Annotated in this window: 34 protein-coding genes; 3 read left to right on the forward strand and 31 right to left on the reverse strand. The window is 63.0% G+C overall.

Annotated elements, in window-relative coordinates; translation table 11 throughout:
• Positions 1–208: 208 nt before the first annotated feature.
• Genes aroF through KA354_10080 form a run of 3 tightly spaced genes read left to right on the forward strand, consistent with a single transcriptional unit; the run spans position 209 to position 3,170 of the window.
• Positions 209–1,231 (forward strand): 3-deoxy-7-phosphoheptulonate synthase, encoded by a 1,023-nt coding sequence (aroF, locus tag KA354_10070; protein ID MBP7934978.1) that lies wholly within the window; start codon positions 209–211, stop codon positions 1,229–1,231.
• 24 nt (positions 1,232–1,255) lie between these two features.
• Positions 1,256–2,260: a queuosine salvage family protein gene (locus KA354_10075; GenBank protein MBP7934979.1), complete on the forward strand. Its 1,005-nt coding sequence runs from the start codon at positions 1,256–1,258 to the stop codon at positions 2,258–2,260.
• A 16-nt stretch (positions 2,261–2,276) separates the two neighbouring features.
• Entirely contained in the window at positions 2,277–3,170 is an 894-nt protein-coding gene (locus tag KA354_10080; protein ID MBP7934980.1) for a DUF1571 domain-containing protein, read from the forward strand.
• Between the two features lie 55 nt (positions 3,171–3,225).
• Here the strand turns inward: KA354_10080 and KA354_10085 are convergent, their stop codons facing one another.
• The 31 genes from KA354_10085 to fusA form a co-directional block, all read right to left on the reverse strand.
• On the reverse strand, positions 3,226–4,824 hold the full coding sequence (locus tag KA354_10085) for a glycosyltransferase family 2 protein (protein MBP7934981.1): 1,599 nt from the start codon (positions 4,822–4,824) through the stop codon (positions 3,226–3,228).
• Entirely contained in the window at positions 4,821–5,243 is a 423-nt protein-coding gene (locus KA354_10090) for an HIT family protein (GenBank protein ID MBP7934982.1), read from the reverse strand. The genes KA354_10085 and KA354_10090 overlap by 4 nt, the downstream gene beginning before the upstream one ends.
• A gap of 50 nt (positions 5,244–5,293) precedes the next feature.
• On the reverse strand, positions 5,294–5,998 hold the full coding sequence (rplQ, locus tag KA354_10095) for a 50S ribosomal protein L17 (protein ID MBP7934983.1): 705 nt from the start codon (positions 5,996–5,998) through the stop codon (positions 5,294–5,296).
• Positions 5,999–6,012: 14 nt separating this feature from the next.
• On the reverse strand, positions 6,013–7,134 hold the full coding sequence (locus tag KA354_10100) for a DNA-directed RNA polymerase subunit alpha (GenBank protein MBP7934984.1): 1,122 nt from the start codon (positions 7,132–7,134) through the stop codon (positions 6,013–6,015).
• A gap of 28 nt (positions 7,135–7,162) precedes the next feature.
• A complete protein-coding gene (gene rpsK / locus KA354_10105) occupies positions 7,163–7,543 on the reverse strand; it encodes a 30S ribosomal protein S11 (protein ID MBP7934985.1) in 381 nt (126 codons plus the stop codon).
• Positions 7,536–7,925, reverse strand: coding sequence for a 30S ribosomal protein S13 (rpsM, locus tag KA354_10110; protein MBP7934986.1), 390 nt, complete (start codon positions 7,923–7,925; stop codon positions 7,536–7,538). The genes rpsK and rpsM overlap by 8 nt, the downstream gene beginning before the upstream one ends.
• A gap of 54 nt (positions 7,926–7,979) precedes the next feature.
• A complete protein-coding gene (rpmJ, locus tag KA354_10115) occupies positions 7,980–8,093 on the reverse strand; it encodes a 50S ribosomal protein L36 (protein ID MBP7934987.1) in 114 nt (37 codons plus the stop codon).
• Positions 8,094–8,122: 29 nt separating this feature from the next.
• Positions 8,123–8,929 (reverse strand): type I methionyl aminopeptidase, encoded by an 807-nt coding sequence (gene map / locus KA354_10120; GenBank protein ID MBP7934988.1) that lies wholly within the window; start codon positions 8,927–8,929, stop codon positions 8,123–8,125.
• A 9-nt stretch (positions 8,930–8,938) separates the two neighbouring features.
• The gene (locus KA354_10125; GenBank protein MBP7934989.1) at positions 8,939–9,592 is read right to left on the reverse strand and encodes an adenylate kinase; all 654 of its coding nucleotides are present in this window, start codon (positions 9,590–9,592) and stop codon (positions 8,939–8,941) included.
• 21 nt (positions 9,593–9,613) lie between these two features.
• Positions 9,614–10,957, reverse strand: coding sequence for a preprotein translocase subunit SecY (secY, locus tag KA354_10130; protein MBP7934990.1), 1,344 nt, complete (start codon positions 10,955–10,957; stop codon positions 9,614–9,616).
• Between the two features lie 34 nt (positions 10,958–10,991).
• The gene (gene rplO, locus KA354_10135) at positions 10,992–11,444 is read right to left on the reverse strand and encodes a 50S ribosomal protein L15 (protein ID MBP7934991.1); all 453 of its coding nucleotides are present in this window, start codon (positions 11,442–11,444) and stop codon (positions 10,992–10,994) included.
• Positions 11,445–11,494: 50 nt separating this feature from the next.
• The gene (gene rpsE / locus KA354_10140) at positions 11,495–12,208 is read right to left on the reverse strand and encodes a 30S ribosomal protein S5 (protein MBP7934992.1); all 714 of its coding nucleotides are present in this window, start codon (positions 12,206–12,208) and stop codon (positions 11,495–11,497) included.
• A gap of 11 nt (positions 12,209–12,219) precedes the next feature.
• Positions 12,220–12,588, reverse strand: a complete 369-nt coding sequence (locus KA354_10145; protein ID MBP7934993.1) for a 50S ribosomal protein L18 — start codon at positions 12,586–12,588, stop codon at positions 12,220–12,222.
• Between the two features lie 31 nt (positions 12,589–12,619).
• On the reverse strand, positions 12,620–13,234 hold the full coding sequence (gene rplF, locus KA354_10150; protein MBP7934994.1) for a 50S ribosomal protein L6: 615 nt from the start codon (positions 13,232–13,234) through the stop codon (positions 12,620–12,622).
• 57 nt (positions 13,235–13,291) lie between these two features.
• Positions 13,292–13,687 (reverse strand): 30S ribosomal protein S8, encoded by a 396-nt coding sequence (rpsH, locus tag KA354_10155; GenBank protein MBP7934995.1) that lies wholly within the window; start codon positions 13,685–13,687, stop codon positions 13,292–13,294.
• Positions 13,688–13,786: 99 nt separating this feature from the next.
• Positions 13,787–13,972: a type Z 30S ribosomal protein S14 gene (locus tag KA354_10160; GenBank protein MBP7934996.1), complete on the reverse strand. Its 186-nt coding sequence runs from the start codon at positions 13,970–13,972 to the stop codon at positions 13,787–13,789.
• 63 nt (positions 13,973–14,035) lie between these two features.
• Entirely contained in the window at positions 14,036–14,593 is a 558-nt protein-coding gene (rplE, locus tag KA354_10165) for a 50S ribosomal protein L5 (GenBank protein ID MBP7934997.1), read from the reverse strand.
• A gap of 2 nt (positions 14,594–14,595) precedes the next feature.
• Positions 14,596–14,961, reverse strand: coding sequence for a 50S ribosomal protein L24 (locus KA354_10170; GenBank protein MBP7934998.1), 366 nt, complete (start codon positions 14,959–14,961; stop codon positions 14,596–14,598).
• A gap of 48 nt (positions 14,962–15,009) precedes the next feature.
• A complete protein-coding gene (gene rplN, locus KA354_10175; protein ID MBP7934999.1) occupies positions 15,010–15,414 on the reverse strand; it encodes a 50S ribosomal protein L14 in 405 nt (134 codons plus the stop codon).
• A 13-nt stretch (positions 15,415–15,427) separates the two neighbouring features.
• Positions 15,428–15,766, reverse strand: coding sequence for a 30S ribosomal protein S17 (rpsQ, locus tag KA354_10180; GenBank protein MBP7935000.1), 339 nt, complete (start codon positions 15,764–15,766; stop codon positions 15,428–15,430).
• Between the two features lie 15 nt (positions 15,767–15,781).
• Positions 15,782–16,030: a 50S ribosomal protein L29 gene (gene rpmC / locus KA354_10185; protein MBP7935001.1), complete on the reverse strand. Its 249-nt coding sequence runs from the start codon at positions 16,028–16,030 to the stop codon at positions 15,782–15,784.
• 19 nt (positions 16,031–16,049) lie between these two features.
• Complete coding sequence (rplP, locus tag KA354_10190) at positions 16,050–16,472, reverse strand: 50S ribosomal protein L16 (protein ID MBP7935002.1); 423 nt, start codon at positions 16,470–16,472, stop codon at positions 16,050–16,052.
• Positions 16,473–16,501: 29 nt separating this feature from the next.
• Positions 16,502–17,200 (reverse strand): 30S ribosomal protein S3, encoded by a 699-nt coding sequence (gene rpsC / locus KA354_10195; GenBank protein ID MBP7935003.1) that lies wholly within the window; start codon positions 17,198–17,200, stop codon positions 16,502–16,504.
• 9 nt (positions 17,201–17,209) lie between these two features.
• A complete protein-coding gene (rplV, locus tag KA354_10200) occupies positions 17,210–17,569 on the reverse strand; it encodes a 50S ribosomal protein L22 (protein MBP7935004.1) in 360 nt (119 codons plus the stop codon).
• A gap of 75 nt (positions 17,570–17,644) precedes the next feature.
• The gene (gene rpsS, locus KA354_10205; GenBank protein MBP7935005.1) at positions 17,645–17,923 is read right to left on the reverse strand and encodes a 30S ribosomal protein S19; all 279 of its coding nucleotides are present in this window, start codon (positions 17,921–17,923) and stop codon (positions 17,645–17,647) included.
• Between the two features lie 65 nt (positions 17,924–17,988).
• Positions 17,989–18,855 (reverse strand): 50S ribosomal protein L2, encoded by an 867-nt coding sequence (gene rplB, locus KA354_10210; protein ID MBP7935006.1) that lies wholly within the window; start codon positions 18,853–18,855, stop codon positions 17,989–17,991.
• A gap of 18 nt (positions 18,856–18,873) precedes the next feature.
• Positions 18,874–19,185 carry a 50S ribosomal protein L23 gene (rplW, locus tag KA354_10215; GenBank protein ID MBP7935007.1) on the reverse strand — a complete coding sequence of 104 codons (312 nt, stop codon included), beginning with the start codon at positions 19,183–19,185 and terminating at the stop codon, positions 18,874–18,876.
• Positions 19,186–19,212: 27 nt separating this feature from the next.
• Positions 19,213–19,875, reverse strand: a complete 663-nt coding sequence (gene rplD / locus KA354_10220) for a 50S ribosomal protein L4 (protein MBP7935008.1) — start codon at positions 19,873–19,875, stop codon at positions 19,213–19,215.
• A 14-nt stretch (positions 19,876–19,889) separates the two neighbouring features.
• Positions 19,890–20,561 carry a 50S ribosomal protein L3 gene (rplC, locus tag KA354_10225; protein MBP7935009.1) on the reverse strand — a complete coding sequence of 224 codons (672 nt, stop codon included), beginning with the start codon at positions 20,559–20,561 and terminating at the stop codon, positions 19,890–19,892.
• Positions 20,562–20,764: 203 nt separating this feature from the next.
• On the reverse strand, positions 20,765–21,073 hold the full coding sequence (rpsJ, locus tag KA354_10230) for a 30S ribosomal protein S10 (protein MBP7935010.1): 309 nt from the start codon (positions 21,071–21,073) through the stop codon (positions 20,765–20,767).
• Positions 21,074–21,376: 303 nt separating this feature from the next.
• Positions 21,377–23,515, reverse strand: a complete 2,139-nt coding sequence (gene fusA, locus KA354_10235; protein MBP7935011.1) for an elongation factor G — start codon at positions 23,513–23,515, stop codon at positions 21,377–21,379.
• Positions 23,516–23,517: the final 2 nt, after the last annotated feature.

Genomic DNA, 23,517 nt, shown 5'->3' on the forward strand with positions numbered 1-23,517 from the left:
CACCCTCACGGCGTCATACACTCAGAGAACCTGTAACGGAAGGACAATCAGCGTATCATATCGAGAAAGAACCTCGCGCCCTGCGCCACGCGCGGGCGAGTCACCATGTGGGCCTACCCTGGTAGGTGTGGCGCCGGCATCTTGTCGGTCAACCGACAGGCTCGAAGCCTGTCCGCCTATCAAGAGGAACTGTAAGGGAGTCTCAACCATGATCGTCGTTATGCAAGAAGGATGTCCAAAGGAAAACGTGGACCACGTCTGCCACTTGATCCGCGAGATGAGCCTGATCGATCACGTCATCGTCGGGACTGAACGGACAGTCGTCGCCGTGATCGGCGACGACCGCCTCAAGGACCGCAGCGTGCTGGAGAGCTGCCCGGGGGTCGATCGGGTCGTGCCGATTCTGGCTCCCTACAAGGTCGCCAGCCGGGTAGCCAAGCCGGAACCAACAGTCATTCCGCTCGGCGGGCGGCTCGGGGCGTCGGTCGGCGGGAGGAGAGTCTGCGTGATGGCCGGCCCATGCAGCGTCGAGGACCGCTCCATGCTGCTCGAAATCGCCCACGCCGTGAAGGATGCGGGCGCCACCGCACTGCGCGGCGGAGCCTTCAAGCCACGGACCAGCCCGTATCAGTTCCAGGGTTTGGGCGAAAAGGGCCTGAAGCACCTGGCCGAGGCCCGCGAGCAGACCGGCCTGGCCGTGGTCACCGAGGTCATGAGCATCGACCAGGTAGATTTGGTCTGCGAGTACGCCGACGTGCTCCAGATCGGTACACGGAACATGCACAACTTCAACCTGCTGACCGCGGTAGGCAAAACCAACAAACCGGTACTGCTCAAGCGAGGATGGATCGCCACCCTGGAGGAGTTCCTGCTGGCCGCCGAGTACATCATGGATGCGGGCAATCAACGGGTCGTTCTGTGCGAGCGCGGCATCCGCACACACGAGCAGTACGTGCGTAACACCCTCACCCTGGCCATCATCCCGGCGGTCAAGCGCGAATCGCACTTGCCCATCGTCATCGATCCGTCGCAAGGGACCGGCCACGCCTACATGGTACCGGCCATGTGCCGGGCATCGGTGGCCGCGGGCGCGGATGGACTGCTGATCGAGGTACACCACGATCCCGAGCACGCCATGACCGACGGAGGACAATCGGTGACCCTGCAGACCTTCACCAAGATCATGAAGGAAATCAAGGCCATCGCAGCGGTAGTGGAGAGGGAAGCGTAGCCCCAACGTGAGGCGTAATAAGCGATGAGTGACGGGTTGACCGGCGACGAGGATGTTGTGGGCGCCGCGAGGTTTGACGTCCGCGGTGCGTGCCGGTGGGTGATCGAACGGGCAGATTGTATTCAGATCGACACCGGGGCCATCGAGCGGTGGGCCAAGCACGTGTCACTACATGAGATCCGGCCCGCGCCTCGCCCCGCAACCCTGCGCTTTCTGGGTCGGCCGGCAGACGTCGCCCGCTGGATCCTGCTCATCGACTGCCTCAACTTCTTCTTCTGGTCGCAGACCGGTCCGCTCTGGACGGTCGAATACGAAGGCCGACCTTGGCAGCGGTACTTCGCACTGGTCGCCGCACTGCGACGAGCAGTGGCCCGTCACCCGAGCTGGCTGACCGCCGAACGATGGGCCTCGGCCACTGCAAAAGACTGCGCGGCCGTGTTCGCCGGCGACGGGCACATTCCCCTGCTCGAGGAGCGGACGAGGATCCTGAACGAAACCGGCCGCGTGCTGCTGAACCGGTTCGACGGTGAGGCCATCCACTTGGCCGAGGAAGCGAGGTTCGATGCCGTCCGTGTCGCGGCGGCCGTAAGCGAGGCGTTTCCGAGTTTCCGTGATGTCCACGGCTACAAGGGCCGGCAGATCCCGATCCTGAAGCGAGCCCAGATTTTCGCATCGGATCTGGCCGCCGGCTTCGAGGAAAACCAGACCACACCGATCGCCAATCTGGCGGGCTTGACCGCGTTCGCCGACTACCGGCTGCCCCAGACGCTTCGCCACTTCGGCGTCATGGTCCTGGCGGCCGAGCTCGAGTCGAGGATCGAGTCCGAACAACTGGTCAGATCCGGAAGCCCGGAAGAAATCGAATTGCGGGCGGGAACCGTCCGGGCGGTTGACCTGATGGTCGAAGCCTTGCGCCGGATGCGGCGAGCGGATCTGCCCTGCTGGTTGGTGGATGAGTACCTGTGGGATCATAGCCACGACCCGGATGTGATCGTCCGGCATCACCGGACAGTGACGCATTATTACTGAAAACGGGAGATGAGCCTTGAGAAGTGAAACCTCCGTCCCAAACCGATCGCCGCGTTCTGGGCCGACCGGCCTGTACCATCGTGTCGCAACCGGCCGAGTCCTCACGGCAGCCGCCATCGGCATCGTCACCATTCTCGGCGGATGCGGTGCACCCGGCGCGAAGATCGAGAGTCGAGTCGAAACACCGCAGGAACAGTACGCTCGCGAGGGGCAACGAATCGCAGCCGATCCCGTGGCCTGCCTGCGGAGGTTGAAGACCCGCTGCGACGCGATGGAACAATATCAGCTCACCTTCTATCGCCAGGAACGGCTGGGAGTTGTGCCGCAACTCACCGACATGGAGACAATCCGGGCCCGATTCCGCAAGACACCCTTCAGCGTCAAGTTCGAGTGGGACGACGAGAGGATGCCGTTTTTCGAATCCGTGTATGTGGCCGGGCAGAACGACGGGAAATTGCTCATCCGCGAACGGCATGGACTGCTGTTTATGCCGCCGCAGGTCCGCATTCTGGATGCAGATCTTCCCACCAAGATCGGCAAGGCGAAAAACCCGATCACCTCGTTCGGCCTGGCCCAGGTTACCAGCCGATCGCTCGAGGCGTTCGACGACCCGAAGACGGCGAAGGTCATGACCATCAACTATGAGGGGGTGGTCGATCTCGAACCCATGCACCGCCCGGCCCACCATCTGGTGGTTCAGCGCCCGCCGATGCCAGGCTACCAGTACACCCGCCAGGACTTCTACATCGATGCCGAGACCCTGCTGCCGTCCGGCACGGATCTCTGGCTCAAAGACGGGACACTCGACGCCCGGTACCGATACACGGATGTCAGGAAACGGACAGACTTCACTGACGCGGATTTCCGGCTGGACAAGGACCATCCGGACGGGAAGAAGCACACCCCATAGCCGTCGAGGCTCGGGAGGAAGAAAGGGGAAACCCCGGCAGAAGAGGCCGCCCTCGCTACGCCGATCTCTTCAAAGGGTCACTCTCCACCTGGACCCCGCGGGAACTCGCCGAAGCGTCTCGAGCCATCTCGGCCCCGTCGCCGAGTATGTGCCTGCCCAGCCGGTGACCGAACCAGGTCGTGAGCGGGACATACAGGTATCCCACCATGAACAGACAGATGAACGGAACACCGATGGTGATGCGGTGGTTCGAAAGGCACAGCGCGAGGCAGGCGAGCAGGTAGAGGCCGATCGCCAGTTCGACGAAGGGCTGGATGCGGGTCCTGCGGCCCTTCCGCCGGGTAACCTGGGCCTGCTGCTGGAACTTGCCGTCACCGGCGGTCACCCCAAACTTCGGCGTTCGAACGAACTCGCCAGGCTTGCCGAAGAAGCCGGCGAAGACCGCCCGGGCGTTGTTCAGCGAGATGCCGATCCCCAGCGACATCAGGAAGGGTATGTACTTGAGACTCTCCGACCACGTCTTGAACTGAGCCCGCTGGCTGGCAATGTAGAAGGTGCTCGCCCCACAGGTGGCCAGCAGCAGCACGGACGCGTCAAACAGGTATCGGCCCCAGCCCTCCTCGAACACATGCAGCTTGAGATACACTACCGGGTAGAGCATGAGGGTCAGAATGACCACGTACACATAGACGGTGCAGGAAGTCAGGTGGAAGAAAGCCTCGAGTTTGATCCGCTTGGGCAGCCGGGAACGGAGGATCATCGGGAGCAGCTTCCGGCAAGTCTGGGCACCACCCTTGGCCCAGCGGTACTGCTGCTGCTTGAAGGCTTCCATGTCCGGGGGCAGTTCGGCAGGCGAGGTCAGATCGGGCAGAAACTGGAACTTCCAGCCCTTCATCTGGGCCCGGTAAGACAGGTCGAGGTCCTCGGTCAGGGTGTCATGCTGCCAGCCACCGGCATCCTCAATGCACGCCCGGCGCCATAGGCCGGCAGTGCCGTTGAAACTCATGAACCGGCCAGAGCGGTTTCGGGCTGCGTGCTCGATCACGAAGTGACCATCGAGGAGAATGGCCTGTCCCTTGGTCAGTAGCGACTGCTCCCGATTCAAGTGCTCCCAGCGGGCCTGGACCATGCCGACACGCGGATCGGTGAAGTAGTGAATGGTCTCACGGATGATCTCGGGCGGCGGAATGAAGTCCGCGTCGAAGATGAGAATGAACTCTCCGGTGGCGGTCTTCATGCCGTGAGTCAGGGCCCCGGCCTTGAAACCCTCCCGGTTGACGCGGTGCACGTAATCAATGTCGACACCACGTCCGCGCCAGTATTCCACAGCAGCTCGGGCGATCTGAACCGTCTCGTCGGTTGAGTCGTCAAGCACCTGAATCTGGAGCCGATCCCTGGGATAATCGATCCGGCAGGTGTGATCAATGATCCGCCGGGCAACCACGTTCTCGTTGTACATCGGGAGCTGAATGGTCACTCGGGGAAGCGTCAGAAAACAGGCCCGGGCCTTCGGCGTGTTGCGGCGATACTTATAGTAGAGATGCACCAGCTGGTAACGATGCATGCCGTACACGCACACCACCAGGAGAATGGCCAGGTAAGCGAAGAGAAAAGCGCTGACCACCGTTTCGCTCTCAAGCAGCCGCTCAATCATGACAGGGCATCCTTGACCAACTGCTGCACGACCTCGCCGCGACCGGTCGCGTACTTGGATGGTTTCCACCGAAACCCCAGGCCGTCGGCCGCGCTGCGGGGAATCACGTGCCAGTGAACATGGGGCACCTCCTGCCCGGCCACAGGCTCGTTGTTGAGTAGCAGATTGCAGCCTTCGGCGGACGTGACCCCCACCACCGCACGCACCAACCGGGGAAAGTGCCTGGCCAGCGCGGCCATCTTGTCCGGCGGCATGTCCTCCACACGGGCGTAGTGCTCCTTGGGGACGACGAGCAGGTGCCCCTCAGCCAGAGGACCAATATCCAGAAAGGCCAGCGTGCCATCATCCTCGAACACCCGCAAGGCAGGGATCTGTCCTGCGACGATCTTGCAGAAAATGCAGTTGGGATCGGCACTCATGAATGAGACCCGGCCGGCGTACCCGGGTCGGGAGCGGCCCTGAACCGGAACTACGCCTTGTCGCCGCCCGAGGCCTCACTGGAAGCACCCGCTTCCGGCACCTGCGCCGGCGCAGCCTCGGCATCGGCGGAACCGCGCTTGCGAGTCATTTTACCCGCTTTGGCGGCCGCTGCATAGCGCCGCTCGGTGCGTCGCTGGCGAGCGGTTTTTTCCGGACGGGTGACGGTGCCGGGAGACTCCTCCCGGCCAACCAGTTGGAGCACGGCCCGGGGAGCACTATCCCCCTTGCTCACCTTGCCAAGGGGAATAACCCGGGTGTATCCACCCGGCCGATCCTCGAACCCGGAGGCGACGTTCTGGATCAAGTGGTTGACGATGGAGACGGCCGTGAACTTCTGGCCACCCCGGGCGGCCCCCAGACGATACCGCCGCCCGCTGCGGGATCGCATCACCCTCTGCCGGGCCGCGTCCGACATCCCTCCATACTCCTCACGGTTCTCGGCCGGAATCACCGCCCGATCGCCGAGCAGCGAGGTCAGTCGCTGGCGGGCAGCCAGGCGGGCGGCGGGGGCCCCGGTACGAGCCTTGCGAGCCAGGGTAATCAATCGCTCGACAAAGGGACGAACGTCCTTGGCCTTGGTCAACGTGGTGCGGATCTGCCCGTGCTCGAACAGGTTCTGGGCCATGTTCCGCCGCAGGGCCAGGCGGTGCTCCTTCGTTCGATTCAGTTTTCGTCTTGCGACGAGATGCCTCATGACAACACTCCACGCTAGTTCGAACTCACACCGGCTGGGACGGTGTCGCCGCCATCACCGGGATTGCCGGCCGACGCGGGAGAGACCGGGTTCTGACCAGCGGAATCACCCGCATTCGCCGCCCCCGGCTCCGACGACGCACCGGTGGCTCCAAAAGTCATTCCCAGGCTCAGGCCCAGGTCCGCTAACTTGCGCTTGACCTCGCGAAGCGACGTCCGACCAAAGCTCCTCACCTTCAACAGGTCGGTCTCGGTCATGCGGGCTAGCTCACCCACCGTGCTGACCTTCGCCGACTGCAGGCAGTTGCCCGCCCGAACGGATAAATCCAGCTGAGCGATGGGCATGGACAGCCGCTCCTGCAGATCGCGATCCACGGCAGTCGCGGCGACCGCTTCCGCGGCCGGAACTTCCGCCGCGGCCGTCTCTTCCCCAAGCTCCTGGTAACCAACGAACGGATTGAGGTGCTTGCGGAGAATCTTGGCCGCCTCGACCATGGCGTCCTCGGGCCGAATCGTGCCCTTGGTCCAGATCTCCATGATCAGACGATCGTAATTGGTCCGCTGACCCACGCGGGTCTCCTCGGTCTTGTAGCGCACCCGGGTGACCGGCGAAAAAACCGAGTCAACCGCGATAACGCCCAATTCGTCGCTGCCCGTCTGGTTCTCTTCCGAGGTTCGGTAACCGCGGCCCGGACTGACCCAGAACTCGATGGACAGCTCGACCGGCTCGGTCAGCGTGGCGATCAGCTGCCCCTGGTTGATGATCTGGATGCTCGCATCCGGCTCAATGTCCCGGGCGAAGACCTCGCCAGGTCCCTTGCGGACCAACTTCATGGTCTTCTCACCCTCGCTCTCCATTCGAAGAACGAGGTTCTTGATGTTCAAAATGATGTCAGTCACGTCCTCCATCACACCGGGGAGGCTCATGAACTCGTGGCTGGCGCCTGCAATCCGTACTTTGGTGACCGCCGCGCCCTCCAAACTGGAGAGCAGAATCCGGCGCAGGCTGTTACCGACCGTCGTGCCAAAACCGCGCTCGAACGGTTCGATGAGCAGCCGGGCATAGGTGTCCGTGCTGATAGACTCATCACGAATGACCTGCGTCGGCAGTTCGAGGCCACGCCACCTTGTTCGCATCGGGGATTCCTCCAAAATCGGTCAAGGGTTAGACGCGACGCTTCTTGGCCGGCCGGCATCCGTTGTGCGGCAACGGCGTCACATCCTCAATGGACTGGATCCGCATGCCCGCCGCCTGGAGTGCAGTGATGGCCGACTCGCGACCGGGACCGGGCCCCTTGACGCGGATCTCGAGCTCGTTCAAGCCAAACTTCTTGGCCGCCTGAGCCGCGGCTTCGGCAGCCCGGGTGGCGGCGAACGGCGTGCTCTTCCGCGTGCCCTTGAAGCCGACTGTTCCGGCCGAGGCCCAGGCCAGCACTTCGCCCGCCGTGTCGGTAATCGTGATCATCGTGTTGTTGAACGTCGCCTTGATGTGAGCGATCCCGCGGGATACGCTCCGGCGAGCTTTCTTCTTGCCACCTTTAGCCACGATGCATCTCCTTCACACCCTTCTTCCCTGCTACGGTCTTCTTCGGCCCCTTGCGCGTCCGGGCATTCGAGCGGGTCCGCTGCCCGCGCACCGGAAGGCCTCGCCGGTGCCGCATCCCTCGGTAGCAGCCAATGTCCCGCAGCCGGGCAATGTTCTGCTGCACCTGGCGACGGAGCTGGCCCTCGGCCACATAGTTCCGGTCGATCACGCCCGCAATGCGAGCCACCTCGTCCTCGGTCAGGTTCTTCGCCCGAACTCCAGGTTCGATACCCGCCTCCTTGAGGACAGCGCGGGCCAGGGTCGGACCGATCCCGTAAATGTAACGCAACGAGATCTCGACTCTCTTGTCACTCGGTATGTCAACGCCTGCGATACGCGGCACGTTGACCCTCCTCTCTTAGCACCGGTCCCCGGGTGCCGGGCGACCTGTCCATTGTCATCCCTGCCGCTGCTTGTGCCGTGGGTTCGTGCAGATCACCCGCACCACGCCACGCCGGCGAATAATCTTACAGTTCTCACAAATACGACGAACGCTGCTTCGGACTTTCATGGCTCGATTCCCAACTGCGGCCTCTGACCTCAATGCCCGTCAGTGAGCACCTCCACCCCATACTCCGTCACCGCGAGAGTGTGCTCAAAATGGGCGGCATACCGCCCGTCCTTCGTGACGACCGGCCAGCCGGTCTTGTCCGCATAACCCACCGACGCGGTTCCCATGTTCACCATGGGCTCAACTGCAATGACCAGACCCGGAAGCAGCATGAAATCCATCCGCCGCTCCCGCGCGTCGGTGTAGTTTGGCACCTTCGGCTCCTCGTGCATTTCCTTGCCGATGCCGTGCCCAACGAAATCCCTGACCACCGAGAAACCCGCAGCCTCCACGTGCCGCTGCATCTGGCTGGCCACCTCGCTCCACCACCGCTTCGGCCGGACCTCATGGATCGCGATGCTCAGGGCCTCCTCAGTCACCCTCAACAACCGCTCGACGTCCCCCGAGACCTTCCCGATCGGGATCGTGGTCGCCGCGTCGCCGCAATAGCCGCCCAACCGCACACCGCAGTCAATACTGACGACGTCACCTTCGTTCAACACCCGCTCGGACGGAATCCCGTGCACCACCTCGTCGTTGACGCTGGTACACAACACCGCCGGAAACGGAAACCTCGCGTGTTTCATCCGCTGCCCGCGAAACAGAGGCTCCCCCCCCGCTCCCGCGATCAACCGATCCGCTTCCGCGTTCAGCTCCGCGGTCGTCAGCCCGGGCCGGGCCATCTCCCGCATCCGAACCAGCACGCCATGCACCAGCCTTCCCGCCTTTCGCATCAGCTCAAGCTCCTCGCGGCTCTTGAGCTTGGCGGTCTCAGATCGTCGCAGGATGCCCCTCATCGAGAGCACCTATCGCGCAAAAGCACGGACTAAGTCGCTCATCTGCCGAGCGACGACCTCGATATCCTGGGTGCCGTCTACCTGCTTCAGCACGCCCTTCGCGCAATAGTAGCTCTCCAGGACTTCGGTCTGAGCGTGGTAAGCATCGAGACGCTGCTTGACCACGGCTTCGGTGTCGTCCGGCCGCTGCACCAGATTCTCCCCGGTCTCGTCACACACGCCCGGAACCTTGGGGGGATTGTACTTCACGTGGTACACCTTCCCGCTCGGCGAAATGCGCCGTCCGGTGATCCGCTCCACAATCAGCCCGTCCGGCACAACCAGCGAGAGCACCACATCCACCTTCGTTCCGGCTTTAGCCAGAGCCTCATCCAGCTTGCGGGCCTGAACCAGGGTCCGCGGGAAACCGTCCAACAACACGCTGCGCTTCTCGGCCGACGCCTTCAGCACCCGGCCGAGAATCACCTCGATGATAATGTCGTCCGGAACCAGGGCTCCGGAGTCCATGTAACCGGCCACCTTGGCGCCCAGGGCCGTCCCGCTCTTGCGCTCCGCCCGGAGCACATCCCCGCTGGAGAGGTGCTCGAAGCCAAACGTCGAAACCAGCCGCTCGGCTTGGGTGCCCTTGCCAGCACCCGGAGGTCCAAACAGAATCACGTTCATGCCCAAGTCCGCCTTTCCCTGTCAGTCGCTGCTCAGGAAGCCCTTGTAGTTGCGCATCACCAGGTTGGCCTCGATCCGCTGAACCATATCCAGGGCAACGCTGACCACAATCAAGAGGCCAGTACCTCCAAGGAACGAGGACACGGTGTACGGAATCTGCATCCAACTGGCCACCAGGGTGGGAATGATGGCAATGATCGACAGGAACGCCGCACCCACGTAAGTGATGCGACCCATGACCCGCTCGAGGTAGTCGGCGGTACGCTTGCCCGGCCGCAGGCCCGGAATGAAACTGCCGTAGTCGCGGAGGTTGTTGGCCATCTCCTTCGGCTGGAACTGAACCGCAGTCCAGAAATACGCGAAGAAGTACACCAGGGCGATGTAGCAGAGCACGTAAATGTAGCCGTCGTGCTGCAGGGAGTCCCGCATGAAGCGAAAGAACGCCCAGTTGGTCGCGTCAGCCAGATACCCGAAGATCACACCCGGAAAGATCATCAGCGAGCTGGCAAAGATGATCGGCATCACGCCGCCGTGGTTGACCCGCAGAGGCAAATACTGACGCTGCCCGCCAAGAACCCGCCGACCACGCGTATGCTTGGCCTGCTGGATCGGGATTCTCCGCTGGGCCTGGGTAATCAGGATCGTCCCCGCGACCACACAAATGAACGCGACAATCAGGACCGCAATGCTGATCGGGCTCAGACTGCCGGCCGTGCCGGCGGAACCACCAAACGAGGTGTTCTCCGCCACGTACATCACCGCGTTCGGAATGCGGGCGATGATGCCGGCCATGATGATGAGACTGATGCCGTTGCCGATGCCGTACTCGTCGATCTGCTCACCAAGCCACATCAGGAAAATGGTCCCGCACGTCAGGCCAAACACGCCAATCAGCCAGAACTGCAGCCCACCCGCGAAATCCGCGTACACGTAGCCGCGAGCCTGCATGTAGTTGATCCAGAACACCGCCTGGATGAGGCACAAACCTACCGTCGAATACCGGGTGTACTCCTGGATCTTCTTGCGGCCGGTGTCCCCTTCGCGCTGCAGTTTCTCCAGCGCCGGAACGACCGTGGCCAGGAGCTGGAAAATGATCGCAGCGGAGATGTACGGCATGATCCCCAGGCCGAACACGGTGCTCTGCTGCAGATCCCCCCCGGTGAACAGCGCGAAGGCGGCGGCCAGCTGACCGAAACCGCCCTGGTCGCCGGCCTGCTTCTTGAGGGCTTCAGCCATCGAGCTCTGGTCAATACCTGGCAGGGGCACGTGAAAACCGAGGCGGTAGATCATCAGCAAGCCAAGCGTGAACAACAGCTTGCGCCGCAACTCGGGAATCCGGAAGATGTTGAGGATCGTGCTGAACATACTGGTGTTCCCTGGCCGCTTCCCCTGCCAATGCCTACTTGCCGATCACCGTGGCCTGGCCGCCGGCCTCGGTAATCTTCTTGACCGCCGAGGCGCTGAAGCAGGTGGCCTCAACCCGCAGCTTCTTCCCAACCTCACCGTCACCCAGAATCTTCACCGGTGCCTTGGGGTCGTGAATGAGTCCGACCGACTTGAGCAGGTCCGGGGTGACGTGGGTGTTGGCCTCAAAACGATCCTCGAGGGTGCCCACGTTCACCACCTGGTACTCGGTCCGAAAACCAAAGTTGCTGAAGCCACGCTTGGGCAGCCGGCGAAAGAGCTGCGTCTGGCCACCCTCGCTCAGAGGCTTGGCCCCGTGAGAAGAGTGGGCCCCGGCGCCTTTGGTGCCGCGACCCGCAGTCTTGCCGCGACCCGAACCCACACCACGCCCCAACCGCTTGGCGCGATGCTTGGCTCCGGCCTTGGAAGTCACGTCCGTAATCATCATGGCTGTATCACTCCCGGCTCGCCACCGGCCTCTCAAAACCAAGCCGGCACTCAAGCCAGCGTCACCTCACGCAACCGCGCGACATCCGCCTTGACCCGCAGAGCCAACAGGCCCTCGAACGTGGCCTTGACCAGATTCTTCGGATTGGTCGAGCCGTACACCTTGGTGAGCACGTCCTTCACGCCCGCCAACTCGAGCACCGACCGGACCGCAGCCCCGGCGATGATACCCGTTCCCTTGCTGGCCGGCAGCATGACCACCTCGCTCGCTCGATACTTGGAGCGAATCCGATGCGGGATGGTCGTGCCGTCTAGCTTCACCGGCACCATGGCCCGTCGGGCGGCCTTGCTGGCCTTGTCCACCGCGCTGGGCACTTCGTTGGCCTTGCCGTAGCCCACGCCCAGCTTGCCCTGACGATCACCGCAGACCACCAACGCGGCAAAACTGAATCTCCGGCCGCCCTTGACCACGGTGGCACAACGATAAACCTTGACCACCGCTTCCTCGATCCCGCCGTCGTCGATCTCCCCGCTGTCCCGGCGATCACGGCCACCACGCTCGCCGCGGCCACCACGACCCGCCGGACCGCCACGACCACCGCCGCCGTGCCCGCCCCGACCACCGCCGCCGTGCCCGCCCCGACCCCCGTGTCCACCCCGTCCGCCGCCGACTTCCCCTTCTCCGTCCGCGCCATGCGGACCACTGGTCTGGGCTTCACCGGTCGGCTCCTGGTTCTGCGCCTGTTTCGTCAACTCGTCAGCCATGCCTGCCTCGACTAAATCTTCAGCCCCGCCTCGCGAGCCGCCTTGGCCAACGCCTCGACGCGCCCGTGGTATTTGTAACCGTTCCGATCGAGTACCGCTTGCTTGATGCCCTGGGCTACGGCCCGCTCGCCGAGGGTCTTGCCGATCGCGGCCGCCGCCTTCTTGTTGCCGCCATAGCCGACCCCCTCACGGAGGTCCTTGCCCTTGGTGCTGGCCGACAGCAGCGTCCGACCCGCGACATCGTCAATCAACTGAGCGTAAATGTGCTGAAGGCTGCGGAACACGGTCAGCCTGGGCCGCTGCGAGGTGCCGAAAATCGTCTTCCGCACCCGCATCTTGCGGCGTAACCGGCGGATCTTCTTCTGTTCGGTTCTATTCATGACCTTACCCGGATCAATAAGCGGAAGCGGATCAACCACCGCTGCCCGCAAACGCCTTGCCCTGCTTGCGCCGGACGTGCTCGCCGACGTAACGGATTCCTTTGCCCTTGTAGGGCTCCGGTGGGCGGATCTTACGGATCTCGGCCGCGAATTGACCGACCACCTGCTTGTCCGGCCCCTCAATCGAGAGTTTGGCCGGCTCATTGTCGCCACGGGCGGCAGCAACCTCCACAGTGACTTTGACCCCAGCGGGGATCTCCAGTGAGAATTGCGCGTCCTTCGGCTTGCCCGCCGCATCCACACCCCGTCCCATGTAACCGCAGTTCAACAGCAGCTTGCCGCCCTGAAGCTTGCAGCCGTAACCAGTGCCGTAGATCTCCAAAGCCTTGCGGTACCCGCTCTGAACCCCGAGAACCATGTTCGCGATGAGCGCCCGCGTCAGTCCATGAAGGGCCCGACCCTGAGCCGTATCCTGCTCCCGGCCCACGCGAATCTCAGCCGCCTTGCTGTCGAACTCAATGCTGACCCCGGACGGGCATTCCCAGGCCAGGTTACCCTTCGGCCCGGACGTCTTCACCGTCCGGCCGGCAACCTCGACCTTCACGCCCGCGGGCACCGGAACTGGTTTCTTGCCGATACGAGACATCGCCTGACGTCCTCTTCTTGCCGCTCGTTCACCCGACGCCGACAGAACCTACGCCGATCAGCTCACGATACAGACCAACTCACCACCGATTCCACGTTCCCGGCACTGCCGATCACTCAACATGCCCTGACTCGTGGACACCACACCGATCCCCATCCCATTGAGCACCCGGGGGAGATCATCCACCCCGCGATAGTCCCGGCAACCATTCTTGGAGACCCGCTTGATCTCATTCAAGACCGGTTCGCCCAGCGGACCGTACTTCAACTGAATCCTGAGCACACCCTGGTGGGCATCCTCGATCCGGTCGTACCCGAGGATGTAACCCTCCTGCTTGAGAACCTCGGCGATACTGGCCTTGACGTTCGACAAGGGCACCTTGACCTCGCGGGATCGCACCCGAACGGCATTGCGAATCCGGGTCAGCATGTCAGCAATCGGGTCGCTCCACATCCTCAGCATCCTCGTTCAAACGGGGCGGCACCCGCGAACCGGCGCCCCTCGGCCCCTCGGCCTCATGGACGCCACCCGCCCGATGCCCGCTCCCGCGGTTCACCAACTCGCTTTCTTCACGCCCGGGATCAGGCCCTGATTGGCCATGTTCCGGAAACACACCCGGCACAGCCGAAACTTGCGGTACACCGCGTGCGACCGCCCGCAAACCTGGCATCGCCTCACCGAGCGGCACTTGAACTTCGGGGGCTGGTTCGCCTTGTACATCCACGCTGTTGTCGCCATGCATTACATCCATTCTCGCGGCCACCGGCTACCGCCCGCGGCTGCATCGTCTCAATCTCCCGCTCAATCCTTCGCGTGGGCATCCGTCCGGAACGGCATGCCCATCATCCGCAGCAACTCGCGGCTCTGCCGATCATCCCGGGCCGTGGTCACCAGGGTGATGTTCATCCCCTGGGGAAACTCGACCGCGGTCACGTCGATCTCAGGAAAGATCGTCTGCTCGCTCACCCCCATCGAGTAGTTGCCCCGCCCGTCGAAACCCTGGGGATTGAGGCCCCGAAAGTCGCGGATACGCGGAATGGCAATGTTGATCAGCCGATCCAGAAACTCGTACATCCGCGTACCCCGCAGCGTCACTTTCACCCCAATCGGGTTCTCTTCGCGAAGCTTGAAGTTCGACACGCTCTTGCGGGCCTTGCAGACCTGGGCCTTCTGCCCGGTGATGGTGGCCAGATCCTTGGCCGCCACCTCGATCCGCTTCTTCTCCTGCGTCGCCTTGCCCACCCCCATGGACACCACGATCTTGGTCAGCCGCGGAACGGCCATGGGATTGCGAGTCTTCAACGATTCGAAGAAGGCCGGCATGATTTCCTGTTTGTACTTGTCCAACAAGCGAGCCATGATTAGCTTTCCGTCTTCCTGCGAGTCAGCGTACTCAGCCGCGTCCCACTCACCGACACCCGATGCTTGGCCAGAACCTTCCCCTTGTCGCCGCGCTCCACCTCAAAGCGGACCCGGGCCCCGCGCCCACCCTTGGCCCCCTTCTCGTCCACCGGCAGCACATTCGAAATGTGCATCGGGGCTTCCTTCTGGAGCCGGCCACCCTGCGGGTTGCGGCGGCTCGGACGCACGTGCCGGAACACCATGTTCACGCCCTGGACTATGACCAGGCCGCGCTTGGGGTTGACCCGAAGCACCTTGCCGCGCTCCCCTTTGTGATCGCCGGCAATCACTTCCACCAGATCGTCTTTTCGAATGTGAAACGCCATGGCAACCTTCCGTCAGCCCTTCCGGCAACGCCGGACGCCCGTCAACCCTCAAACCACCTCGTCCGCCAGCGACACGATCTTCATGTACCCCTTCTCGCGAAGCTCGCGCGCCACCGCCCCAAAGATCCGCGTCCCCTTGGGCTCGTTCTTGTCGTCCACCAGCACCACGGCGTTGCGATCAAAGCGGACATAGCTGCCGTCCGGACGCCGGGTCGGATGGTTGGTCCGCACCACCACGCCGCGAACCACGCGGGCCTTGTGGTTGCCGGGCTTCATGAAATCGCTGTTGGCCAGAGCTTTCTTGACCGCCAGGATCACGATGTCACCCACCCCCGCCGTCTTCCGTCGGGGTTTGCCCACCCGACCAGTACTGCCGCCCAGGACGCGAATCACCATGGCCAGCTTGGCACCCGTGTTGTCCGCCACATCCACTACCGTTTGAAGCTGAATCATTGCCGTCTCTCACTCATGCCTTGCCGCCGGCCGAGTCAGCCCGCGTGTCGACGCCAATCTGCTTTTCACCCTGGACGGACCGCTCCAGCACCTTGACCAGACGCCATTTCTTGGTCTTGGATATCGGCCGGCACTCCATGATCTGGACACGATCGCCCTGCCGCGCCTCCCGGCGGGCGTCGTGCGCGTGCAGCACCATTCGATGGCGGACGTACTTGTCGTACTGCGGGTGGCGGGCCCGGTACTCGACCTCAACCCGAAGGGTCTGCGGCGTCCTGTTCGCCTTGGTCACCACCCCGATCACGGTCCGCCGCACCCGGCGCGCCTTCTTGTCCTGAACCATTTCGGCCATGCCCGTTACCTACCTCTACTTGGTACGCTTGTGCGTAGCCAGAGCCTCCAGATGGTATTGCTTCTGCTCGACACCCTCCTCGCCGCGTTCGCGGAGCACCGTGAACAGCCGGGCAATGTCCCTCTTGGCCCGAGTCAGCAGGGAGGGGTCATGGAGCTTCTCGGTCACCGCCTGGCTGCGGAGATCGAAGGTGTAACGGCGCAGCCGATCCAGCTCGCCGTGCAGCTCCTCGGTCTTCATCTGCCGCATTTCCGAAATCTTCATCAGATCGTCTCCGCCTCGGCTATACCTCGTGGCGACGGGTCACAAACCGGCAGCGGAAGGGCATCTTGTGGGCCACCCGGGAAAACGCCCGCCGGGCCACGTCCTCGGCCACGCCACCAATCTCGAACAGCATCGAACCCTTCTTCACCACCGCTACATAGTACTCCGGCTCGCCCTTGCCCTTACCCATGCGCGTTTCCAGCGGCTTGCGCGACACCGGCTTGTGCGGGAACACCCGGATGTAAACCCGTCCCTCACGATGGAGAAAGTGGGTCGCGGCCATACGGCCGGCTTCGATCTGCCGGGCAGTCATCCACCCATGCTCCAGCGACTGCAACCCGAACTCGCCAAACGATACCCGGTTGCCCCGGGTCGCGATCGTCGGCTGCCTTCCGCCGCGCTGCGCCTTTCGGTACTTGAGCCGTTTCGGCATTAACGCCATGGCCGTCTCTTCTCCTTAACTCCAAATCCTTACAGACGCGCTCGCCGCCGCGGACCCCGGCTGCTCTCAATCGCGATCGGCTCAATCTCCTCGCCGAACTTGCCCAGGTAAATCCACACCTTGACCCCAATGGCTCCGTACGTCGTCCGGGCAATGGCGTAGCCGTAACCCACGTTCGACTGGAGAGTCTGCAAGGGAATCGAACCCCGCATCTGCGTCTCGACCCGGGCCATCTCCGCACCCCCGAGCCGGCCGCTGCACCGCACACGTATCCCCTTCGCTCCGGAAGCCATGGTCGCATCACACCGCATCTTCATCGCCCGCCGGAAACTCACCCGCTTCTTGAGCTGCTCCGCAATGCCTTCCGCCACCAGCTGGGCGTCCAGGTCCGGATGCTTGATCTCGACAATGTTGACCGTGATCTTCCGGTCAACCAGATCCTCCAGCTCCTCGCGGAGCTTGTCCACCTCCGCCCCCTTGGGCCCAATCACCAGGCCGGGACGGGCCGTGTGCAAAACCACCCGCACATCACTCCGCGTCCGCTCGATCTCGACCTTGGACACGGCCGCGTACGGCTCACGCCGATTGAAGCGATCATCGACAAACCGGCGAATCTTGTGATCCTCGATCAGAAACTCACCATAGGCCGCCTTCGGGGCGTACCAACGACTCTTCCAGTCCAGCGTGACGCCGGTTCGAAATCCGATCGGGTTGACTTTCTGTCCCACAGTACGCTCCTACGACTTCCGTTCCCCGACGACAACCACCAGATGACTGGTCCGCTTCAGAATCGGGTGAGCCCGGCCGCGATCCTTGGGCCGGAACCGGTTGAAGAACGGACCACCATCCACCCGGGCCTCGACCACGTAGAGCGACCGGACGTCCGCCTCCTGCTCATTCGCGTTCGCAATCGCCGACCGCAGCACCATGTCGATCAGCCGGCTGCCCTTCTTGCGAGTGAAACGAAGAATGTCCTGGGCGTCATTCACCTTCTGCCCGCGAATCAGGGCCATGACCAGCCCGGCCTTGCGCGAACTGATCCGAGCGAACCGGTGCGTCGCCCGCCATTGTCTCGCTTCCGTTGCTTGCTCTGCCACGATCTCACCTTCTGCTCAATAAGTCCGGCCGGCTATGCTCCCCGGTCCTCCTCCCCGGCCTCCGCTCCCCCGGGATCAGACGGCCACCGCCTTCTTCGCCCCGGTGTGCCCGCGGAACATTCGGGTCGGGCTGAACTCGCCCAGCTTGTGCCCGACCATGTCCTCGGACACCACGACCTTGTGGAACATCTTGCCGTTGTGAACCTCGAAGGCCACCCCGATGAACTCCGGCACGATCGTACAACGCCGCGCCCAGGTCCGGATCGGAACGTGCGAGCCGGTCTGCTTGGACTTCTGGACCTTGAGGAACAACTTCTCGTCGACGAACGGACCTTTTTTCAGGCTCCTGGACATAGGTCAACACTCTCGCTCGCTTGAGGCCAGGCCTCGCGGCCGGGCGGACCTCCATCATCTGTCTACTACTTCTTCGGCAGCACTAGCTGCCCATACCGGACGCTCCGCCGACGACGGAGAATACGCTTGTTCGAATTCTTGCGGCGACTCCGCGTTCGACCACCCTTGGCCAGCTTGCCCCAGGCGCTGCACGGATGGCGGCCACCGCCGCTCCTGCCTTCGCCGCCGCCCAGCGGGTGGGCAACCGGGTTCATCGACGTACCACGATTGTGCGGCCGGCGACCCATGTGCCGCTTGCGACCGGCCTTGCCGACCCGCACGTGCTGATGATCCGCGTTGCCGATCGCCCCGAGGGTCGCCCGGCATTCAACCCGCACCTGCCGCATCTCGCCCGACGGCATCAGCAGCGTGGCCCACTCACCCTCCCGGGCGACCACCCGGGCAGAGAGCCCCGCCGATCGGACCAGCTTGCCACCCTGACCAGCAGTCAGCTCAATGTTGTGAACGTCCATGCCCACCGGCACATTCTTCAGCGGCATGCAGTTGCCCACCTTGGGCTCGGCGTTCTTGCCACTCTCCACCCAGTCGCCAGCCTTCAGGCCGGCGGGGGCGAGAATGTAGTTCAGAGTCTTGTCCGGGTATTCAATCAGGGCGATGTGGCACGAACGGTTGGGGTCATACTCGATGGCAACAACCGTGGCACGCTGATCGTCGCGGCGACGCTTGAAGTCGATGACCCGGTACAGACGCTTGTGCCCGCCTCCTCGCCACCACGACGTGATCACCCCATGGTGGTTGCGCCCCGCCGTCTTGTGCAATGGCTTAAGCAGAGCCTTGGTCGGCGGCCGCCGCTTGTCGGTGATCTCCACACGCTCGTTCACCGAGGACTGACGCCGTCCTGCCGAAGTCGGTCTGTAGATCTTGACACCCATATCCTGACACTTCCTGCCTTAGAACAGGTCAATGTGATAATTCGGATCCAGCACCACGACCGCCTTCTTCCAGTTCCGGGTCACGCCGGTCGTCATCCGCACGCGACGCGGCTTGCCCTTGCGGTTGGCAGTCCGAACAGAGACCACCTTCACGTTGTAAATCTTCTCGATCGCCTGGCGAATCTGAGCCTTGCGGGCCTCGGGATGCACCTCGAACGCGTATGCCCCGCCGCGAGCCTTCCGACTGTGAGTCCCCTGGTGCGTCACCTGGCTCTGGTGAGTCCCCTTCTCGGTAACCAGCGGCCTGATAATCGTATGGTAAATGTCCATCGCCGATCGTCCTTCCTGCAGTCCCGGTTACGCTCCCGCCACCAGAGTCTCATCCGCCTGACGATAAGTCGACGGATGGGCCATCACCACCTCAAACGCCAGACGGGTAAAAAGCACCTTTCGCCGGCGAAGGATCTCGTACGCGTTCAGCTCAGTCACCGGGCGGATTTCCGTCTTGGGAACATTCCGACCCGACTTAAACACCGCCTGATTGACCGCCTCGGTCACGAACACGCAGCCCTTGTCCGCACCAACCGCCTTGAGCATCCGAGCGAACGGCTTGGTCTTGGGCTCAGTCACGTCGACCGGATCGATGACCGCCACCTGGCCCGCCTTGAGCTTCGCCAGAAGCGCACTGTTGCGGGCAAGCTGACGCATCTTCTTGGGCATCTCCCGCCGGTGATTCTGCTCCAGCTTGGCAAAGGCACGACCACCCCCCCGCCGCGAGGGACTCCGCACCGTACCCATACGGGCGTTCCCCGTCCCCTTCTGACGGTAGATCTTGCGGCTCGACCCCTCCACCCGGGCTCGATTCTTGAGCCGGGCAGAACCCTGCCGCTGATTAAACTGCCAAGCCACGATCGCCTGCTTGAGCAGGTCAATCCGGACCCGGCGACCCAGCACCGACTCGTCAATCTGCATCGAGCCGGTCTGCTCACCACTCATGTTGTATACGGGCACGTCGATCATCGCGAATGCTTCCGTTACGCTTTCGTCTTGGCCTGCCGGACCACCACGTACCCGCCGTTCGGACCGGGGACCGCACCCCGAACGAGCAACAGGTTGTTCTCCTTGTCCACCTTCACCAGACGCTGATTCTTGACCGTCCGACGGCTGTGACCCATGTGGCCGGCCATCCGCTTGCCCTTCTTAACACAGCGGCCCAGGCCACGACCGGCACTGGCGCCGATGCCACCTGGGCTGCGATGCTTGCGCTCAGTGCCGTGCGAGGCCGGCTGACCACCGAAGCCGTGACGCTTCATGACCCCCGCAAAGCCCCGGCCCTTGGTCGTGCCCACCACGTCCACATAACGCGTCTTGGCGTTCTCAAAAACCTCCACCGTCCAGACATCGCCCCGGGCCGCTTCAGGAGCCTCCTTCAACCGGATCTCCCGGACAAACTTCTTCGGCCCCGTCCCGGCCTGGGCCGCGTGACCGATCATCGGGACCGACGATCGGTGAGCCTTGACATCCTCAAATCCGAGCTGCACGGCGTGATAGCCGTCTTTCGACTCGCCGCTCTTGGCGGCACCCGCCTTCTTCACCTGCAGCACAGAACACGGACCCGCCTGAATCACGGTGACCGGCACGGCCGTGCCGTCCTCCGTGTAAACCCGGGTCATTCCGATCTTCCTACCCAGCAGCGCCGCCAACATGTGGACAGAATTCCCTTCAAGCCTTATCAGGCTCTTCCTGACTCTTTGCCTTGCCTCGCGATGATGCTCACGCGGCCGATTTGTCGTTGAAAAGCCGACGAATGAGGCCGACTACCGCTGGCAACACTCCAACAACATCATCCGGTCCGATCGGCGAGCCCCTTGTCCGGCCCAGCCGCCCGCTCGCTTACGGCGCCCGAGCGTCAGGCCTTGATCTTCACAAAAACGCCGGCCGGCACCACCAAGCGGTTGAGGGCTTCCACAGTCCTCGCGGTCGGTTCGTAGATATCGATGAGTCGCTTGTGCGTCCGCATTTCGAACTGCTCACGCGACTTCTTGTCTATGTGCGGGGAACGCAAAACCGTGTAGCGTTCAATCCTGGTCGGCAAGGGAACGGGGCCACAAACTCGCGCGTTGGTGCGCTTGGCGTGATCAACGATCTCCCGGGCCGACGCGTCCAGAGCCCGCGGGTCGTAGGCTTCCATTCGGATACGAATTCGTTCGCCTTGCATCGCGTGCCTCAAAACACTTCTTCCGGACTCGCTCGGTCCGGCACTCTCCAAACAACAGCCACCCAGACTGCCGCTTTGTCGCCAGCCCTGGCCTCCACCCGCCGGACAAGGGCGCACCATAGCCCCCTCTCGCTCGGCAGAGATTCGTTAGTGTACTCACACCAGGTCTTGTGTCAAGGCCCGGTCCCGACCCAAATAAGATTCAGCCCGTCTTTTCACACCCCACGACCGATAACAGCGCCCTACCCCCTCCCCCCGACCTCTCCCGAGACTACCCCCCGTCAGACCCAGCCCGCTGCAACCTCATACCACAGCAAGAATTGTATCAGCAATCGCCGGCGGCACGACCGCGTAATGCGAGGGCTCCATCGTCCAGCTCCCCCGGCCCTGAGTCAGACTCCGCAAATCACTGGCGTATCCGAACATCTCCCGCAAGGGCACCACCGCATCGATTACCCGATGGTCGCCTCGCAACCGGGCATCCTGCACAACACCCCGACGCCGAGACAAGTCGTTGCTCACCACCCCGAAATACGCCTCCGGCGTGGCAATCTGCAACTTCATGATCGGCTCCATCAGCGCCGGACTCGCGGCGACCGCCACCTTGTCAAAACAACGCCGGCTGGCAGCATCGAACGCCACCTCCGAACTGTCCATCTCATGCTCCTCGGCATCCACCAGCGTGACCTTGATGTTCATCATCGGGTTACCCGCCAGAACGCCGGTTTGGGCGGTGTCACGGACCGCCGCCTCCGCAGATTCCAGAAAGGACCGCTGGATCTTGACCCCGCTCACCTGGCTCACGAACAGAATGTGCTCCTCCCCCGGCTCGGGAGCATACGGCTCCACCCGCAGACGAACCCTCGCGAAATGCCCCCGCCCGCCAATCTGACGATTGAACTCCTCCTCGACCTCCGCAGCAGCACAAACCGTCTCCCGATACGACACCCGCGGCTTGCCCACCCGCACGTCCACGTGGTAGTCACGCTTCAGCCGGTTCACCAGAACCTCAAGATGCAGCTCACCCATCCCGCTGATCAGCGTCTGGCCGGTCTCTTCGTTGAGCCGGTACTTAAACGTCGGATTCTCGCGGGCCAGCATGGTCAGAGCCTCAATCAGCTTCTCACGTTCGGCCGAGGACTGCGGCTCGATGGACATGCTCACCACCGTCTCCGGAAACTCGATGGCCTCCAGCACAACCAGATGCTTCTGCTCGCATAGCGTGTCACCCGTCAGCGAGTCCTTGAGGCCGATCACCGCAACGATGTCGCCCGCCTCGGCCGCCTCGATCTGCTCGCGGCGCTTAGCGAAAACGCGAAAGATCCGGCTGATGTTCTCCTTGCAGTCCCGGCTGGGATTCACCACCCGGGAGCCGGATCTCAACGTGCCCGAGTACACCCGGAGGAAGTAGAGATCCATCGGCTTCGACGCCAGAATCTTGAACACGTACGCCACCAGCGGGGCCCTGAGATCACACGGACACAAGATCCTGTCATCCCCAGGCAACCTGCCCTTGGCCTGGGCCAGCCCAGCCTTGTGCCGACCCTTGAGCTTGCCGCCCCCCTCGGCAACCCTGAGTCCGACCACCGGCGGCAGATCCAGAGGACACGGCAGATAATCGATCACCCCATCCATCAGCGGCTGCACACCCACAAAATGGAGCGACGATCCGCAGAACACCGGGTACAGCCGATTGGCAAGCGTGGCCGCCCGCAAACCCGCCTTCAACTCCTCCCCGGTCAGCGGCTGATCGTGAATAAACTTCTCCATGAGGGCATCGCTGGTCTCAGCCACCTGCTCCTCAAGCCGGTGCCGGGCCCGCTTGGCAGCCTCTTCCAGCTCAACCGGGATCCGCTTGCGAACGGGCGCGGCGTCCACATCGTCGGTGTGGAAGTAGACCGCCTCCATCGCCACCAGATCAATGATCCCCTCGAAAAACCCCTCCGCCCCGATCGGAAGCTGTACCGCCGCCGGATTGGCGTCCAGCCGCTCGCGGATCGAGCTGAACGAGGCCGCGAAATCCGCCCCGACCTTGTCCATCTTGTTGATGAAGCAGATCCGCGGTACGTGATACTTGGTCGCCTGCCGCCAGACCGTCTCAGACTGGGCCTCAACCCCCTCCTTCGCGTCGAAAACCGCCACCGCCCCGTCCAGAACCCGCAACGAACGCTCCACCTCGGCCGTAAAGTCCACGTGACCAGGCGTGTCAATCAAATTGATGGTGTTCTCCTTCCAGGGAAGACTGACGGCCGCCGAGTAGATGGTGATCCCACGCTGCTGCTCTTCCTGGTCAAAGTCCGTGATCGTCGTCCCGTCGTCGACCTCGCCGACCTTGTGCGTCCGCCCCGAATAATAGAGCATTCGTTCCGTAGTGGTGGTCTTGCCGGCATCGATATGAGCCGCGATCCCAATGTTGCGCACTTTGCGAAGGTCCACGGCCAAGG

This window comes from Phycisphaerae bacterium (assembly GCA_018003015.1).
GTDB lineage: Bacteria > Planctomycetota > Phycisphaerae > UBA1845 > PWPN01 > JAGNEZ01.

Excerpts from the sequence above, each read along its gene's own strand:
- rpsJ (MBP7935010.1), bottom strand. The coding sequence starts at position 21,073 with ATGCAAGGCGAACGAATTCGTATCCGAATGGAAGCCTACGACCCGCGG.
- rplB (MBP7935006.1), bottom strand. The coding sequence starts at position 18,855 with ATGGGTGTCAAGATCTACAGACCGACTTCGGCAGGACGGCGTCAGTCC.
- KA354_10125 (MBP7934989.1), bottom strand. The coding sequence starts at position 9,592 with ATGAACGTGATTCTGTTTGGACCTCCGGGTGCTGGCAAGGGCACCCAA.
- map (MBP7934988.1), bottom strand. The coding sequence starts at position 8,929 with ATGAGGGGCATCCTGCGACGATCTGAGACCGCCAAGCTCAAGAGCCGC.
- rplE (MBP7934997.1), bottom strand. The coding sequence starts at position 14,593 with ATGGCTCGCTTGTTGGACAAGTACAAACAGGAAATCATGCCGGCCTTC.
- rplW (MBP7935007.1), bottom strand. The coding sequence starts at position 19,185 with ATGGACATTTACCATACGATTATCAGGCCGCTGGTTACCGAGAAGGGG.
- KA354_10075 (MBP7934979.1), top strand. The coding sequence starts at position 1,256 with ATGAGTGACGGGTTGACCGGCGACGAGGATGTTGTGGGCGCCGCGAGG.
- aroF (MBP7934978.1), top strand. The coding sequence starts at position 209 with ATGATCGTCGTTATGCAAGAAGGATGTCCAAAGGAAAACGTGGACCAC.
- rpsQ (MBP7935000.1), bottom strand. The coding sequence starts at position 15,766 with ATGGCCGAAATGGTTCAGGACAAGAAGGCGCGCCGGGTGCGGCGGACC.
- KA354_10160 (MBP7934996.1), bottom strand. The coding sequence starts at position 13,972 with ATGGCGACAACAGCGTGGATGTACAAGGCGAACCAGCCCCCGAAGTTC.
- rplP (MBP7935002.1), bottom strand. The coding sequence starts at position 16,472 with ATGGCGTTAATGCCGAAACGGCTCAAGTACCGAAAGGCGCAGCGCGGC.
- KA354_10090 (MBP7934982.1), bottom strand. The coding sequence starts at position 5,243 with ATGAGTGCCGATCCCAACTGCATTTTCTGCAAGATCGTCGCAGGACAG.
- rplO (MBP7934991.1), bottom strand. The coding sequence starts at position 11,444 with ATGATGATTACGGACGTGACTTCCAAGGCCGGAGCCAAGCATCGCGCC.
- rpmC (MBP7935001.1), bottom strand. The coding sequence starts at position 16,030 with ATGAAGATTTCGGAAATGCGGCAGATGAAGACCGAGGAGCTGCACGGC.
- rplN (MBP7934999.1), bottom strand. The coding sequence starts at position 15,414 with ATGATTCAGCTTCAAACGGTAGTGGATGTGGCGGACAACACGGGTGCC.
- KA354_10145 (MBP7934993.1), bottom strand. The coding sequence starts at position 12,588 with ATGAATAGAACCGAACAGAAGAAGATCCGCCGGTTACGCCGCAAGATG.
- rplC (MBP7935009.1), bottom strand. The coding sequence starts at position 20,561 with ATGTTGGCGGCGCTGCTGGGTAGGAAGATCGGAATGACCCGGGTTTAC.
- rpsE (MBP7934992.1), bottom strand. The coding sequence starts at position 12,208 with ATGGCTGACGAGTTGACGAAACAGGCGCAGAACCAGGAGCCGACCGGT.
- secY (MBP7934990.1), bottom strand. The coding sequence starts at position 10,957 with ATGTTCAGCACGATCCTCAACATCTTCCGGATTCCCGAGTTGCGGCGC.
- rplF (MBP7934994.1), bottom strand. The coding sequence starts at position 13,234 with ATGTCTCGTATCGGCAAGAAACCAGTTCCGGTGCCCGCGGGCGTGAAG.
- KA354_10100 (MBP7934984.1), bottom strand. The coding sequence starts at position 7,134 with ATGCGAACAAGGTGGCGTGGCCTCGAACTGCCGACGCAGGTCATTCGT.
- KA354_10085 (MBP7934981.1), bottom strand. The coding sequence starts at position 4,824 with ATGATTGAGCGGCTGCTTGAGAGCGAAACGGTGGTCAGCGCTTTTCTC.
- rpsH (MBP7934995.1), bottom strand. The coding sequence starts at position 13,687 with ATGTGGAGCGACCCGATTGCTGACATGCTGACCCGGATTCGCAATGCC.
- rplD (MBP7935008.1), bottom strand. The coding sequence starts at position 19,875 with ATGATCGACGTGCCCGTATACAACATGAGTGGTGAGCAGACCGGCTCG.
- rpsS (MBP7935005.1), bottom strand. The coding sequence starts at position 17,923 with ATGTCCAGGAGCCTGAAAAAAGGTCCGTTCGTCGACGAGAAGTTGTTC.
- rplQ (MBP7934983.1), bottom strand. The coding sequence starts at position 5,998 with ATGAGGCATCTCGTCGCAAGACGAAAACTGAATCGAACGAAGGAGCAC.
- KA354_10170 (MBP7934998.1), bottom strand. The coding sequence starts at position 14,961 with ATGGCGTTTCACATTCGAAAAGACGATCTGGTGGAAGTGATTGCCGGC.
- rpmJ (MBP7934987.1), bottom strand. The coding sequence starts at position 8,093 with ATGAAAGTCCGAAGCAGCGTTCGTCGTATTTGTGAGAACTGTAAGATT.